The following is a 14,681-nucleotide window of genomic DNA, read 5'->3' as shown; positions in this document are numbered from 1 at the left end:
ACCAACGTCGGCACTCGGCAGTTCGCCGTTATACTCGCCGCTCTGCTTTGGAGCCAGTATGAATTCGTTGCCGATTGATGAAGTTTTACCTGCACTGCGTGACGCCTTGGCGAATCGCCATGAAGCCGTGCTCGAAGCGCCCCCCGGCGCCGGTAAAACCACCCGCGTGCCCTTGGCGTTATTGAACGAACCCTGGCTGGCCGGACAAACCATCCTGATGCTCGAACCCCGCCGTCTTGCAGCCCGTGCGGCGGCCGAACGCCTGGCCAGTGAACTGGGCGAGAAGGTCGGCGAAACCGTCGGCTATCGCATTCGTCTGGACAGCAAGGTCGGCCCCAATACGCGCATCGAAGTGGTTACCGAAGGCATCCTCACCCGCCGCCTGCAGGATGACCCGGCGCTGGACGGCGTGGGTTTGCTGATCTTCGACGAATTCCACGAACGCAGCCTCGACGCCGACCTGGCACTGGCCCTGAGCCTCAACGGCCGCGAACTGTTTCGCGATGATCAACCGCTGAAAATCCTGCTGATGTCCGCCACCCTAGAAGGCGAACGCCTGGCCAGTCTGCTGGACGACGCGCCGATCCTGCGCAGCGAAGGGCGCATGTTCCCGGTGCAGATGCGCTGGGGCCGACCTTACCAGCCCGGTGAGTTCATCGAGCCGCGCGTGGTGCAGACCATTCTCGAAGCCCTGCATGACGAAACCGGCAGCGTGCTGGTTTTCCTACCGGGGCAGGCCGAGATTCGTCGGGTCAACCAGCAACTGGCCGACGCCCTCGGCGAGCGCACCGCTGTGTTGTTGTGCCCACTGCATGGCGAACTGGACCTCAACGCCCAACGCGCCGCTATCGATCCGGCACCCGCCGGTAAACGCAAAGTAGTGCTGGCGACCAACATCGCCGAAACCAGCCTGACCATCAACGGCGTGCGTGTGGTGATTGATGCCGGGCTGGCGCGAGTGCCGCGTTTCGACCCCGGCAGCGGCATGACCCGCCTCGATACCCAACGTATCTCTCGCGCCAGCGCCACCCAGCGCGCCGGCCGGGCAGGGCGCCTGGAGCCGGGCGTGTGTTATCGCTTGTGGTCCGAAGACCAGCACGAAGGCCTGGCCGCTTACGGCAGTGCGGAAATCCTCGCCGCCGACCTGGCCGGACTGGCTTTGCAGCTCGCGCGTTGGGGTGTCACACCCCATCAACTGGTGTGGCTGGATGTGCCGCCGACCGCCGCGTATGCCCAGGCCCAGGATTTGCTGGTGCGCCTCGGTGCTTTGAATGAAGACAAACTCACCGCCCATGGGCAGAAGATGGCCGAGTTGCCGGCCCATCCGCGTATCGCCCATCTGCTGCTGCGCGGGCAGGATTTTGGATTGGCGGCGACGGCCTGCGACGTGGCCGCATTGCTGGGAGAGCGCGACATCCTGCGCGGTGGCGGTGCGGATTTGCACAGTCGATTGGCGCTGTTGTCCGGCGAAGAACGCGCACGCGGCACCCAAGGCGGCGTGCAGCGGGCCAGGCAACTGGCGCGACAATATCGTGGTTACTTAAGAGGCCAGGCCACTCAAGCCGTTGCCGACCCCGACCATCCGCGCTGGCTCGGTGCCTTGCTGGCGCTGGCCTACCCGGACCGCGTCGCCCAGCAACGTCGCCCCGGCGGTGCGGAATATCGCCTGGCCAACGGCCGCGCGGCGCTGTTCGCCGAAGCCGACAGCCTGATGAAACAGGCCTGGCTGGTCATCGCCGACCTGGGCAGTCGCCAGGGCCAGCGCGAAGAACGTATCTACCTGGCGGCGGATTTTGATCCGGCGCTGTTCGACACGGTGCTGGCCGAGCAAGTGCGCAATGTCGACCAACTCGACTGGGACGAACGCGAAGGCGTCCTGCGCGCCGAACGCCAACGCAAAGTCGGTGAACTGGTGCTCAGCCGCGAACCGCTGACCGGCCTCGACGAATCCGCCCGCAGCCAGGCGCTGGTCAACCTGGTACGCCGCAAAGGCCTGGAACTGCTGCCGTGGACGCCGGAACTGCGCCAATGGCAGGCCAGGGTCATGCTGTTGCGCCAACTCGACGCCGGTAAATCCAGCGAATGGCCCGACATCAGTGACAAAGCTTTGCTCGCCAGCCTCGAACACTGGCTGATGCCTTACCTGGGCAAAGTCTCGCGCCTGAGCCATTTCGCCAACCTGGATATCGCAAGCTTCCTGCACAACCTGCTGCCCTGGCCACTGCCCCAACGTTTGGACGAACTGGCACCGCAGCATGTGAAAGTGCCGTCGGGTTCGTCAGTGCGTTTGGACTACAGCGAACAGCCGCCGATCCTGGCGGTACGCTTGCAGGAATTGTTCGGGCTGGCCGACACCCCGCGCATTGCTGGAGGGCGCCAAGTGGTGAAGCTGCATTTGCTGTCCCCAGCGCGGCGGCCGGTGCAGGTGACGCAGGACCTGGCGAACTTCTGGCGCAGTACCTATGCCGAGGTGAAGAAGGATTTGAAGGGGCGGTACCCGAAGCACTATTGGCCGGATGACCCGCTGGTGGCGGAGGCGACGGCGCGGATCAAACCGCGCAAGTGACTACTGGGCGGCAGGCAGCAGAAACCGCGCAATCACCGGCAAATGGTTGGAAATACGCAACGTATCCTCCTGCCGCACCTTGGCCTCCACCCGTTTGATCCGCGGGCTGTAGAACAGGTAATCCAGCGTACGATCCGGGCCGTCCACGCTCGGGTCGTTGGGGAAGTTCGTCAGCCATTTCTCACGATCAATCCCGCTGGATTGGCTGTTGCTCGGGATCATTGGGTATTTGTCCCACAGCAAATGCAGCTCGCTGTCCGGCGAATACTGCCCGCGTTTGGTGGCGTCCAGGCGTAGGAATTGCCCCAAGGGCAGCAGATTGAAATCCCCGCCGATCAGCCAGGGCGTGCCACGGCCCTCGAATTTATCCAGCAGTTTGACCGTAGTTCTCACCTGATTCTGCACCGCGCTGCGCCCAGGGGCATCGCCATCCAGGCGGGTGTTGAGCACCGCAAGTTGGCCGCCATCGCTCAAAGGCAGGTAAGTCAGCAGCAAAGCCGGCTTGGGTTGGAACTGGCGGCTGATGATATTGGCCTCGGGCGCCGGTAGTTGCAGGCGTTCGGCGTGTTCGATCTGGTAACGGCTGAGGGTCGCCAGTTTGCGGCCGACGCTGCCGAAGATGTGCAGGTTTGGCACGAAGTCGGCTTTCCAGTCGAAGGCCTGGGCGCTGCAGGGGTAGAGGTCGACCAGGCGCTCTTGCAACAGGGCAAGCTGGTCTTGGTAATGGGAGGGCTTGGCGTTTTCGTCGAGTTCCTGCAGCAGCAGGATGTCGGGTTGTTCGTCACGGATCACTCGCGCCACTTCGTCGAGGCTGGCGGCCATGTCTTCCACGGTGGGGCGGTCGTCCGGGCCACTGCCGTCGGCGGTGTCGTACCAGAACACGTAGTTCTTGCCGGCCAGGTATTGCACGTTCCAGGTCATGACCTTGAGCGCCTGCCCCGGCAGCAGCGTGGGCGCACGGGGCGCGACACAACTCACCGGCAGGGTTTCCTTCGCCTCGGGGCGCCAGGTCAGGCTGTAGATCAGGGCGGTCAGCAAGCCTGCGATGATCAGCAGGCTCAGCAAGGTGATGCGCAATAAACGGGTCATCGGCTCGGCTTATAGCGTTTCAGAGGTGGCACGGAGCATATCACCGCGCGTCGGCATCGCCACCGATCAGCATGAATAAACGAAACAGCACCACGCTGGTAAACAGTTGGAGGAAGCTGTGGGCACTGTCCAACAGCAAGCCAATCAGCGGCGCAGGTGTTGGATACGCTGCAACGCTGGCGCCCTTGAGCAACCACAGCGGCGTCATCACGCACAGCAGGCACACCAGGATCAGCCAGAAATGCCCACGGCTCAGACGGAAGCTTTCCTTCATTGCCTCCAACGCCGGCATGCCGCGCAGCACCAGCAGGTACTCGGCAAACGCCAACACCACCATCAGCCACAGCCCCGGCAGGAAATACAGCGACAGGCCCAGCAGAATCAGCAGGGTGCTCATCGCCGTCAGCAGGGCGAAGCGCGGCCACAGGGTAAGGGCCATGGCCCAGACATCTTTAGTGCGCGGCGACTCGCCACGGGTGCGAGCATCCAGAAACAGGATCAGCGCGCCGGTATACAGCGGGTACACCAGCAACCCCACTACCACGCTGTAGCCGGGAAACGCATCCGGGCCGACGACGTGGTTGAGCACCTGTTGCAGCAGGGCTTCGAAAATCACCAACGGCAGACACAGTTGGACGATGGCGCCCAGGTTGCGTTGGGTGAAACGGAAGGAGTCGCGCAGCACGTCTAACGGATTCATCAAGTTCATCGCAGGCCTGAAAGCAAGGGCAACACTTTAACCGATCATCACCGGAGGTAAGCAAACGTAAACCTTGAGTAAAGACCATTGAAACAACTCGTAACACCCCCATAACTAGGACGGCGCCTGATTAAAGGCGAGACCACGATTTCTACCGGCAATCTAACGAGGTCGCCATGAACAGCGAAGAGCAAACCCTGATCGATGGACTGTTTTCACGGTTGCAACAAGCCGAAACGGACTCAGCCCCCCGCGACGCCCAGGCCGAAGCGCGGATCAAGGAGCACATGACGCGCCAACCGGCGGCCGGGTATTACATGACCCAGTCGATCCTGGTGCAGGAACATGCGCTCAAGAGCCTCGACGCGCAGAACAAGCAGCAGGCGCAGCAGATCCAGCAATTGCAGGACGAACTGCAGCGGGCCAAGTCCGCGCAGCCTGCTCCGGCGAGCAGCGGCGGATTCCTGTCGAGCATCTTTGGCGGCGGTGGTTCCCGTGATCAGCCGCCGGCTCAAAGTGCACCGCCGTCTTCTGGTGGCGGCTGGCGCGAACCGGCGCGGCCTGGGTTCAGCCAACCTGCCCCGCAGCAGAATTATCAACAGCCTGCTCCAGCCGCTCCGGTGGGCAGCGGCTTCCTCGGCGGCGCGATGAAAACCGCAGCCGGCGTGGCCGGTGGTGTATTGCTGGCCGAAGGCATCAGCAGCCTGTTCAACCACAACTCGCAACAGCCGCAAGTCGTGGAAGAAATCATTCGTGAGGAGCCAGCGCCTGCCAGTGACAACGGCAACTGGGGCAATGATGACCAGAAGTACGCCGGCAGCGACAGCTGGGGCAGCAACAATTCGGACAGCTTTGCCGACAGCGATTATTCCGACGATTCTTCCTCCTTCGGCGACGACGATTCCTTCGTCTGACCCACCCAGACCGGGGCGACTCGTTGCCCCGGTCTGATTTTTCCCGGAAACCTTCTCGCGGCTGGCATACTTGCACCCTTTCCGGGCCCTGGCGCCTGGCTGTCATGAGGAAGTGCGGTGAAGAAAATTGCAGTGTTCGCCGATGTGCAAAACCTCTATTACACCGTCCGCCAGGCCTATGGTTGCCACTTCAACTACGCTGCGTTGTGGGCTGACATCAGCTCGCGCGGGCAGATAGTCGAGGCGTACGCGTATGCCATCGACCGTGGCGACAGCAAGCAGCAGCAATTCCAGCAGATCCTGCGCAACCTGGGCTTTACGGTAAAACTCAAGCCCTACATCCAGCGCAGCGACGGCTCGGCCAAGGGCGACTGGGACGTGGGCATCACCCTCGACATCATGGACGCCGCCGACCACGTCGACGAAATCGTGCTGGCCTCCGGCGACGGTGATTTCGACATGCTGCTCGACCGGGTTATCCACAAGCATGGCGTCGAGGCCGTGGCCTATGGTGTACCGGGGCTGACGGCCAATTCATTGATACGCGCCGCCAGCCGGTATGTGCCGATCGAAGGCGCGTTGTTGCTCAAATAAATGCTAAGACGGAGTTGGAACAGGTTTGGAACGTATAGCGGTCATCGACTTTGAAACCACCGGCATCACCCCGAGCAGCCGTTGCCGGGCCACGGAAATCGCGGTGGTCATCCTTGAGCGTGGCCAGATCGTGGACCGCTACCAGAGCCTGATGAAAACCGGCGTGCACGTGCCCGCGTTCATCGAACAACTCACCGGCATCAGCAATGCCATGCTGCGCAGCGCGCCGCCGGCGGAGCGGGTGATGAATGAGGTCAATGAGTTCGTCGGCGTCACGCCGTTGCTGGCGCACAACGCCGCGTTTGACCAGAAGTTCTGGGACTTTGAGCTGGGTCTGATTCGCCGCACCCGTTTGCAGAAGTTCGCCTGTTCGCTGCTGCTGGCCCGCCGCCTCATGCCATCGGCGCCCAACCACAAGCTCGGCACGCTGAACGCCTACGCCCAACTGCCCCACACCGGCAAGGCTCACCGGGCGATGGCGGATGCGGAGATGGCCGCCAACCTCACGGCCCACCTGGCCCAGGAACTGCGCGGGACCCATGGATTGCGTGAACTGTCCCATGATCTGCTGTGCACCTTGCAGAAAGTGCCGGCGGCGAAGATCAATGAGCACCTGAAGAAGCATCGCGGGTTCTGACCTCGTCACAAATCCGTGTGGGAGCGTGCTTTTGTGGTGAGCGGGCTTTTTGTGGTGAGCGGGCTTGCCCCGCGCTGGGCTGCGTAGCAGCCCCAAAACCTGACACTCCGTTCTAACTGAAAGAACGCGGCGCCCTTAATTGGGGCTGCTCCGCAGCCCCGCGCGGGGCAAGCCCGCTCACCACAACGTCTCGGTTGTCAGGCTATTGTGGCTGCACACACTCCAACGCCCGATCCACCACCCCCTTCGCCATTCCCACCAAATGCATCACCGCCCGCTGCTGCGCGCTCAGCACCTCAGCCGAGTCCTGCACCGTCTCCACCGCGCAATGCAGCAGATCCGCCGCATGGGCGAGGGCGTCTTCGAAGCTCAGGTTGTCATTCAGAATGAAATGGGGCGCATCCGGGGCGGACGCTTTGAGGTAGTAGTCGATGGCGCGGCGGTTGAGCAGGGCGTCTTCGCTGAGGAACCTGGGTGGATCGGGGGTGACTTTGATCATGGTGAACACTCCTTGCAGGGAAGAAGTCGACACCCCTCGCTTGCACACGAATGAGGGTGGCAACTGTACGTAGGTGTGCAAGACCGGGGCAAGAAGCTAAACCCAGCAGGCCCGAAGGCCTCCCACGCACAGCCGCCATAACGGGCGAACGCCAAGCATCAAGCTGGGCATCATGCTGTAGGTTGATCTGTGGATTCTGCTTGCCGTCGGACTTGCACGTCCGATCACCGAACATTCGATGACTGAGCGAGACTAGCTACCTGATCCGACGGAAACAAGGCCGTGGGATTCTCTCGGAAACGTCCTTCAAATGAAAGAGATGGGTCTTGCTGGCCATTGAAAACTTGGCTTTTGAAGGCAAGCTTCTGAATGGTCAGTAGGCAGAATCCTATCGCTGCCTAGGACCCTTCTGTTTTTCCGCTTCATCCGCCTACCACCTCTTTTTGCGACCTACCATCCCGCCTGCCATTTACGTATAGGGATTACAGGCATGCGGGAAAGCGATCTTCATACAGCGATTATGAGAAGTCAGCTCGAACTCGGGTTAGATCGTATTGATCTAGGCTCAACCTCTAGCCTGGCGTTTCATTTGGGTAACACGATGACAAGCTGTCCTGCGGTCATGGCACTACCGAACTCCCCAGGTATTAGCAGCGGCGGCAGTTATCACCTGCTTAAACCCATTCATGCCGATTCGATGGGTCCAAACACCACGGCCGAGGACCTCTGGAAACGCACTCAGGAGCACTATGGGTTGACGGCAGCAACATTTGTCACCGCATCGGCAGGCATACCAATCAGCAAAATAGCCGTGGGTACTTGGGTTCACGTGGGTTCAAGCAAAACGACAAACCTGGCTAGCCTCATTGGCATGCGCTTTTTCCCTCGCACGCTGATCAGACAGCCCACAATGGCTAGGATGGCTAAGGCAACGTTTGGCACAGTCCGGATATTTGGCATTATTGGGCGAGGCATTCCCTTCGTTGCTGCAGGACTAGCCGTCTTTGATTTAATCAGTATTGGTAAGTGTGCCTATGAGGCAAGAAATGGACGGTAATCTGACCAGGGCCGAGATCAGCGAAAAGGTGATTCAGCTATTCGTCGATATCATCGGCTTCATCGACAGTAGCCAAGTGACGGAAGAAACGGATTTTATCCATGACTTCAAGATCATCGATGATGATTTGACCTGCTTTGTCATGCAGGTCAAGTGGCAGTTCAAGCTGAAAGCCACTCAGGAAGATTGGGACCACATCACGACTATTAAGCAGATTGTAAATCTGATTTTTATGCGTTCAAATTTGCCGTGAAGGTGTTCATTCAATGGCGTGTAAATCCATCTGATGTGTGGTCTATATAGCTGGGTTGGGTGGCGTGTCTAGCTTAGGTTGTCAACGTATGAAATAGTATCGCTAACTATTTTGTGAATCTCGATGTATCTGGCTTTGAAGAACTCTCGTTTTGCATTTACTCGATGTTCTGAAAGTCTCTCATGTATCAGACGCTCTGCCAGTTCACAGTCTTTTACCTCCCAGTCTTCGACAATTAGAAATTGATCTGGAGAGGCAGTCGCTCCTGTGAGTTCTTGTGCTCTTAACTCAGAGGTTCTTTTGGTTAACCCAATTTTAAAGATGTCTTTTCCGTGAGCTGCGCATCGCATCACGTAAATAAAGCCAGGATTCGCTCCCGCTTTTAGTGGGCTATTTGAACGCGTGTGAATAGGTTTTGCCGCTGTAGATTCCTCAACCCAAGATAAGGTTTTTTCTACCCATGTTCGTCCATGTATTGGCTGGCCCGCTTTGTCTTGACCAATAGAATCTATAGGGAGCGTCTTCCAAAATCCGCTGGTCTCAATTTTTATGTTTGGAGAGTAAATTGTTTTCCTGGAAGACGTATTTGAATCTTCACTAATTAGGAATAGAACCTCTCGCAGAAAGATTTTTTCTGAATTTGGTACTAGCTTTAGAGCTTTTCGAGCTTTGGTAGATGCTTGTAGTTCTTTCAGCTTTGTTGGATGCCTCTCTGTCCTGAAAAGGTCATCGTTGTAGTGGGTGAAAACAGGGATATTTATACAAGCTTTTATGAACTCAAAAAGAGACTGGTATTTTGAGATGTTCTGTACTGCTTTTTTTGCAACTTCTTCATATTCGGGTAGTATGAAGTTTCCTTTTTCATCAGTGAATGTTGATATGTCATCGGTGCAGATCTGAAAGGTGTCTCCCCAATCTTGAGCTACATATCTAACATCCATTGACGAGCTTTCTAGGTCGATGCGGCTGTGAACAATAGTTCTCCATAAATTCTTCCCTTCTATTAATGGGACCGCTTTTCTCTCTAGGTTTGGGTCTGGTGCCATTCCTACTTTATGAGGTGGTGCGCTTCTGATTTGCTCTCTTGATAAGTTTGCAGTAGCCTCGTCCAGATCACAGATCATGCCTGCGAGCATCATTATGTTTAGTTCTTTTCCATGCCTTATCATTGAAATGCCGGAAACACAAAACTCCTCATCCCCTCCGCACTTGAATGATAGTTCATAAGGGACGTGAGTGCCGTTATATGAATAAATTACGCCCTCTGTTGTGAGGTCTTCTATCCTTTGTTCAAATGCTGAGGTTTCGGCAGATGTAATGAAGTCAATGTAATCTACAAATGAAAGTAGATAGTCTTTCTCTTTTTGTAATTTAAATGTGGCTGTGGGGGGCAGGAATTTATTAAAGGCTTCCATTGTGTTGAATGAAGTTGGCATGTGTCTCAGTGAGTATTTAAAAACTCTATTGTTGTATTCGTTGTTGTATTCTCGTTGCGTTTTGTCAAGTGGTAGACCTGCTCCATTGTTTTGTTGCGTGTAAATAAGTGCTTGTGCAGTTTCAATGGTTGATCGGATTTTTTTTTGTATCTCTGGATTCTGTTCGCGCTCAATTGCTAAACGTTTATCTAGCCATTTTCGCTCGGGTGTACCTTCCAAAGGAATTGCCCAGGAATTAATTTCTTTCATTCTTTCATCAAAGCTCATGATTCATCCTTTATCTTAAGTGTTGATGGCAGGCATATGGCCATTACTTTTTTGTATCTAATATCTGAAAATTCAACATAAGGCAATAAAAGCCGGTAATCCTTGATGATGTGCTTTTGGTAGCGATTTAATGCGATGACCGCTACATTTGGGTAGGAGAGGCAGAATCAGTGTTACTGATTTTAGTGTTTTCTAACCCGATCTTCCTATGGTCTAGAGTTATCCTTAAATCTGAATCTACCCATCACGGATCGCTCTTTCGATTCCCCTCCAACTGCCCCAACGGCACCCGCCGCTCTATCGCGCTCGACAAAATAATCGAGGTCTTGCTGAACCCGAACTTCGCCACGCGGTTGATCAAGCTCTCCAGCTCCGGCATCGACCCCACCGCTGCCTGCATGATCACGCACGGATCGCCGGTCACCCGATGGCACTCTGTCAATTCAGGGATTTCCGCCAGCGCGTCATACACCTTCTGGCTGCCGTGATTGGTCAACCGCAGCTCAATCACGCACTGAATCGGCAAGCCCACTTTGGACAAGTCCACCTTGGCCTGATACCCGGTGATCACGCCGCTGGCCTCCAGCTTGGCCACGCGCTCGGCCACGGCGGGGGCGGAGAGGTTTACCGTGCGGGCCAGTTGCGCGTAGGACGCGCGGCCGTCTTCGAGCAGGGCGCTGAGGAGCATGCGGTCGTATTTGTCCATGATAAGGCTCCGGTTGCGCGTGACTTTCGAAAGCACGGTTTATAGCCTTCACAACCATGCTTTGAAAAGTGTATTGGCGTTTTAAACAGGTTTTGTAACTTATGTTTAACGACCTGTCTTTTTAGAATAAGCCTCCCATCTCCTGCCATAGAGCCGCCCAATGCCTGGCCCACGTCGCTTTCCCTTACCGTTGATCGCCGCCTTTTTTGCGCTGTATGTGATCTGGGGGTCCACCTATCTGGTGATTCGCATCGGCGTGGAGTACTGGCCGCCGTTGTTGCTGGCGGGGATTCGGTTTTGCACGGCCGGGGCGTTGATGTATGGCTTCCTGCGCTGGCGTGGCGTGCCGGCGCCGACGTGGCCGCAGTGGAAAGCAGCCGGGATGATTGGTCTTTTGCTGCTCACCGTGGGCAATGGCGGTGTCAGCGTGGCGGAACACATGGGCGTGTCGTCCGGCGTGGCGGCGCTGGCCGTGGCGACGGTGCCGTTGTTCACCTTGCTGTGTGGGTATTTCTGGGGCGCGCGCAACACTCGCTTGGAGTGGGCGGGGGTGATTCTGGGGATCATCGGCATCGCCATGCTCAATATGGGCAGCACGTTGCAATCGAGCCCGATGGGTGCCGTGTTGCTGTTGGTGGCGGCGGCTTCCTGGGCGTTTGGTTCGGTGTGGAGCCGGCAATTGCCATTGCCCCAGGGCGCCATGGCCAGTGCTGCGGAGATGCTGGTCGCCGGTGTGGCGCTGTTGTTCGTCAGCGCGCTATCCGGTGAACGCCTGCAGGCCGCGCCGCCGCTGGAAGGCTGGCTGGCCCTGGCCTATCTGACGGTGTTCGGCTCGATCATCGCCTTCAACGCCTATATGTACCTGCTCAAGCATGTGCGCCCGGCGGCGGCCACCAGCTATGCCTATGTGAACCCGGCGGTGGCGGTGTTACTGGGGATTGTGTTCGTTGGCGAGACCATCGGTTTGGAAGAAGCCTTGGCCATGCTGGTGATTATCAGCGCCGTCCTGCTGATCAGCCTGCCCCAGTGGCGCAAGCCGAAGGCGGAAATAAGGTAAACTGCGGCGCATTGCGACCTTGCGCTGAATTTTTCCTACGGTAAACACATGACTTTCGCCACCCTTGGCCTGATCGAACCCTTGCTGCGCGCCCTTGAGACGCTTGGCTACCAGACCCCGACGCCGGTGCAGGCGCAAGCCATTCCGGCGGTGCTGGCCGGTCGCGACCTGATGGCCGCGGCCCAGACCGGCACCGGCAAGACCGCCGGTTTCGCCGTGCCGTTGTTGCAACTGTTGACGATGGAAGGGCCGAAAGTCGCCGCCAACTCGGCACGCGCGCTGATCCTGTGCCCGACCCGCGAGTTGGCCGAGCAGGTGCACGCCAGCGTCGCCGAGTACGCACAAAACCTGCCGCTGACCACTTACGCGGTGTACGGCGGCGTGAGCATCAACCCGCAGATGATGAAGCTGCGCAAGGGCGTCGACATCCTGGTCGCCACCCCTGGCCGCCTGATCGACCTGTTCCGCCAGAACGCGCTGAAACTCAACCAGCTGCAAACCCTGGTGCTGGACGAAGCCGACCGCATGCTCGACCTGGGCTTCTCCGAAGAGCTGGCGAACATCTACCGCATGCTGCCGAAGAAGCGCCAGACCCTGTTGTTCTCCGCGACCTTCTCCGATGAGATCCGCACGCTGGCCGGGCAGATGCTCAACGACCCGCTGAGCATCGAAGTCAGCCCGCGCAACGTCGCCGCCAACACCGTGAAGCAGTGGGTGGTGCCGGTGGACAAGAAGCGCAAGCCGGAGCTGTTTGTGCACCTGATGCGCAAAGGCCGCTGGAAGCAGGTGCTGGTGTTCGCCAAGACCCGTAACGGCGTGGATGCGCTGGTGGATAAGTTGCAGGGCCTGGGCATCAATGCCGACGGCATCCATGGCGACAAGCCGCAAGCCACGCGCCAGCGTGCGCTGGACCGCTTCAAATCCAGCGAAGTGCAGATCCTGGTCGCCACCGACGTGGCGGCCCGTGGCCTGGATATCGAAGACTTGCCGCTGGTGGTCAACTTCGACCTGCCGATCGTGGCCGAAGACTACATCCACCGCATCGGCCGTACCGGGCGTGCGGGCAACACCGGTGAGGCGATTTCCTTGGTGTGTGCCGATGAGGTGAACATGCTGTCGGCCATCGAGATGCTGACGCGTCAGACCTTGACCCGCAAGATGGAGCCGGACTTCGAGCCGGAGCATCGTGTGCCGGACACCGATGCCAGCGGGCAGGTGGTGAAGAAACCGAAAAAACCGAAGAAGCCTAAAGCGTCGGGTGGGGGCGGTAAGCGCAACCTGGGCAAGTGGGTGGACAGCGGCGATGTCGCGCCGGCTGAGCCGTCGATCAAGCCGGTGCGCAAGGTGCCGGTGTTCAATACCGGGCCGCGTAAGAAGAAGTAAGTTTTTCAGCGCTGCTGATGGCCTCTTCGCAGGCAAGCCAGCTCCCACATTGACTGCATTCCAACGTTGGAACTCGGTTAAATGTGGGAGCGGGCTTGCCCGCGAAGGCGGCTCGGAATTCACCGCAAATCTCAGCGGTGAAGCCACTCCAACATCCCCCGCCCAGCCGCTCTGCCACTGGCAAAACACCCCGTCAACAGATACCCGCCCGTTGGCGCTTCCCAGTCCAGCATCTCCCCCGCACAGAACACCCCCGGCAATGGCTTGAGCATCAAGCGCTCATCCAGCGCCTCGAACGGCACGCCGCCCGCGGTGCTGATCGCTTCATCCATCGGCCGGGTCTTCACCAGGGTCAAGGGCAGCGCCTTGATATCCACCGCCAACTGCGCCGGATCATTGAAGTGGTCAGCCGGCGCCAACTCGCGCAGCAGTGCGGCTTTCACCCCATCCAACCCCAATTGACTGTGCAGATGCTTGCTCATCGAGCGTGAGCCACGCGGTTTCGCCAACGCGGCCTGAACCTTGTCCAGCGGCTTGCTCGGCAGCAGGTCGATATGCACGGTGGCCGAGCCGTCCCTGTTGATCGCTTCGCGAATCGGCGCCGACAGCGCGTAGATCAAGCTGCCTTCGATCCCGCTGGCGGTGATGACGCATTCACCCAGCCGAGGCTTGTCTTCCCCTAAACCGATGGCGACGTTTTTCAACGGCGCGCCAGCGAATTTGCTGACCATCAACTCGCTCCAGGCCGACACCTCGAAACCGCAGTTGCTCGGTTGCAGCGGGGCGTAAGGCACGCCTTTGTCTTCCAGCAACCTGAGCCAGGCGCCGTCAGATCCCAACCGTGACCAACTGCCGCCGCCAAGGGCCAGCAGCACGGCGTCGCTGTGGACAGTTTTTTCGCCTTCGGGGCTGTGGATAAGTAAGCCGCCCTCGGCATTCCAGCCCAGCCAACGATGACGGGTGTGGATAACCACGCCTTGGTCGCGCAGGCGCTTGAGCCAGGCGCGCAACAGGGGCGCGGCTTTCATGTCGGTGGGAAACACACGACCGGAGGTGCCGACAAACGTTTCGATGCCCAAGCCATGAATCCATTCACACAACGCCTCAGCCCCGAAACTACGCAGCAACGGCGCCATGTGCGGCGCACGTTCGGCGTAGCGTGACAGGAATGCCGGGTACGCTTCGGAGTGGGTGATATTCATGCCGCCCACGCCGGCCAGCAAAAACTTGCGCCCCACCGAGGGCATGCCGTCGTACAGGTCCACCCGCACGCCCGCCTGGCTCAGGACTTCGGCGGCCATCAGCCCGGCAGGGCCTCCGCCGATGATGGCAACGTGGGAAGGAGCAGTAGCGGACATCGGCAGGCCTGGTCAAAAACAAAGGGCGCCCATTGTAAGCAATACCGTGCAATTGTGGTGTTGTAGTGAGCGGGCTTGCCCCGCGCTGGGCTGCGCAGCAGCCCCCAAAAAGCCGCCGCGTCTTCTCAGAAAGAACGCAGTAGCAGGTTTTGGGGCCGCTGCGCA

14 protein-coding genes are annotated in these 14,681 nt (G+C 58.6%); 8 read left to right on the top strand and 6 right to left on the bottom strand.

The window, feature by feature from the left end:
- Window positions 1-58 precede the first annotated feature (58 nt).
- Entirely contained in the window at window positions 59-2,566 is a 2,508-nt protein-coding gene (gene hrpB, locus ACP7C6_RS27440) for an ATP-dependent helicase HrpB (protein WP_426109504.1), read from the top strand.
- Here the strand turns inward: hrpB and ACP7C6_RS27435 are convergent, their stop codons facing one another.
- Both ACP7C6_RS27435 and ACP7C6_RS27430 read right to left on the bottom strand, forming a co-directional pair.
- On the bottom strand, window positions 2,567-3,655 hold the full coding sequence (locus tag ACP7C6_RS27435) for an endonuclease/exonuclease/phosphatase family protein (RefSeq protein WP_028618049.1): 1,089 nt from the start codon (window positions 3,653-3,655) through the stop codon (window positions 2,567-2,569).
- A gap of 40 nt (window positions 3,656-3,695) precedes the next feature.
- On the bottom strand, window positions 3,696-4,355 hold the full coding sequence (locus tag ACP7C6_RS27430) for a YciC family protein (protein WP_025999910.1): 660 nt from the start codon (window positions 4,353-4,355) through the stop codon (window positions 3,696-3,698).
- Between the two features lie 176 nt (window positions 4,356-4,531).
- Between ACP7C6_RS27430 and ACP7C6_RS27425 the strand changes: the two genes are divergently transcribed.
- The 3 genes from ACP7C6_RS27425 to ACP7C6_RS27415 all read left to right on the top strand — a co-directional run bounded on the left by ACP7C6_RS27425 (window position 4,532) and on the right by ACP7C6_RS27415 (window position 6,500).
- Window positions 4,532-5,269 carry a DUF2076 domain-containing protein gene (locus ACP7C6_RS27425; protein WP_305382973.1) on the top strand — a complete coding sequence of 246 codons (738 nt, stop codon included), beginning with the start codon at window positions 4,532-4,534 and terminating at the stop codon, window positions 5,267-5,269.
- 117 nt (window positions 5,270-5,386) lie between these two features.
- Window positions 5,387-5,863 (top strand): NYN domain-containing protein, encoded by a 477-nt coding sequence (locus tag ACP7C6_RS27420; RefSeq protein ID WP_010206743.1) that lies wholly within the window; start codon window positions 5,387-5,389, stop codon window positions 5,861-5,863.
- A gap of 25 nt (window positions 5,864-5,888) precedes the next feature.
- Window positions 5,889-6,500 (top strand): 3'-5' exonuclease, encoded by a 612-nt coding sequence (locus ACP7C6_RS27415; RefSeq protein WP_028618047.1) that lies wholly within the window; start codon window positions 5,889-5,891, stop codon window positions 6,498-6,500.
- 202 nt (window positions 6,501-6,702) lie between these two features.
- Here ACP7C6_RS27415 and ACP7C6_RS27410 read toward each other — a convergent pair whose 3' ends face one another.
- Window positions 6,703-6,999 (bottom strand): DUF6124 family protein, encoded by a 297-nt coding sequence (locus tag ACP7C6_RS27410; RefSeq protein ID WP_305382968.1) that lies wholly within the window; start codon window positions 6,997-6,999, stop codon window positions 6,703-6,705.
- Window positions 7,000-7,489: 490 nt separating this feature from the next.
- Here ACP7C6_RS27410 and ACP7C6_RS27405 point away from each other — a divergent pair, with 490 nt between their 5' ends.
- Window positions 7,490-8,056, top strand: coding sequence for a hypothetical protein (locus tag ACP7C6_RS27405; protein WP_426109503.1), 567 nt, complete (start codon window positions 7,490-7,492; stop codon window positions 8,054-8,056).
- Complete coding sequence (locus ACP7C6_RS27400) at window positions 8,046-8,309, top strand: acyl carrier protein (protein ID WP_426109502.1); 264 nt, start codon at window positions 8,046-8,048, stop codon at window positions 8,307-8,309. The genes ACP7C6_RS27405 and ACP7C6_RS27400 overlap by 11 nt, the downstream gene beginning before the upstream one ends.
- A 68-nt stretch (window positions 8,310-8,377) precedes the next feature.
- Here the strand turns inward: ACP7C6_RS27400 and ACP7C6_RS27395 are convergent, their stop codons facing one another.
- A complete protein-coding gene (locus ACP7C6_RS27395) occupies window positions 8,378-10,012 on the bottom strand; it encodes a GIY-YIG nuclease family protein (RefSeq protein ID WP_426109501.1) in 1,635 nt (544 codons plus the stop codon).
- Window positions 10,013-10,256: 244 nt separating this feature from the next.
- Window positions 10,257-10,718 carry an Lrp/AsnC family transcriptional regulator gene (locus tag ACP7C6_RS27390; RefSeq protein ID WP_426109500.1) on the bottom strand — a complete coding sequence of 154 codons (462 nt, stop codon included), beginning with the start codon at window positions 10,716-10,718 and terminating at the stop codon, window positions 10,257-10,259.
- A gap of 160 nt (window positions 10,719-10,878) precedes the next feature.
- Between ACP7C6_RS27390 and yedA the strand changes: the two genes are divergently transcribed.
- Both yedA and ACP7C6_RS27380 read left to right on the top strand, forming a co-directional pair.
- Complete coding sequence (gene yedA, locus ACP7C6_RS27385; RefSeq protein WP_016976726.1) at window positions 10,879-11,775, top strand: drug/metabolite exporter YedA; 897 nt, start codon at window positions 10,879-10,881, stop codon at window positions 11,773-11,775.
- 48 nt (window positions 11,776-11,823) lie between these two features.
- On the top strand, window positions 11,824-13,158 hold the full coding sequence (locus ACP7C6_RS27380) for a DEAD/DEAH box helicase (protein WP_122683595.1): 1,335 nt from the start codon (window positions 11,824-11,826) through the stop codon (window positions 13,156-13,158).
- Between the two features lie 131 nt (window positions 13,159-13,289).
- Here the strand turns inward: ACP7C6_RS27380 and ACP7C6_RS27375 are convergent, their stop codons facing one another.
- A complete protein-coding gene (locus ACP7C6_RS27375; RefSeq protein ID WP_426109499.1) occupies window positions 13,290-14,516 on the bottom strand; it encodes a TIGR03862 family flavoprotein in 1,227 nt (408 codons plus the stop codon).
- Between the last annotated feature and the right edge of the window lie 165 nt (window positions 14,517-14,681).

Source organism: Pseudomonas sp. TWR1-1-4 (assembly GCF_049897165.1).
In the GTDB taxonomy this organism is placed as follows: Bacteria; Pseudomonadota; Gammaproteobacteria; order Pseudomonadales; family Pseudomonadaceae; genus Aquipseudomonas; species Aquipseudomonas canadensis.
Note: the sequence above shows the minus strand (reverse complement) of the source record. Positions and strands in the feature narration are given on the sequence as shown.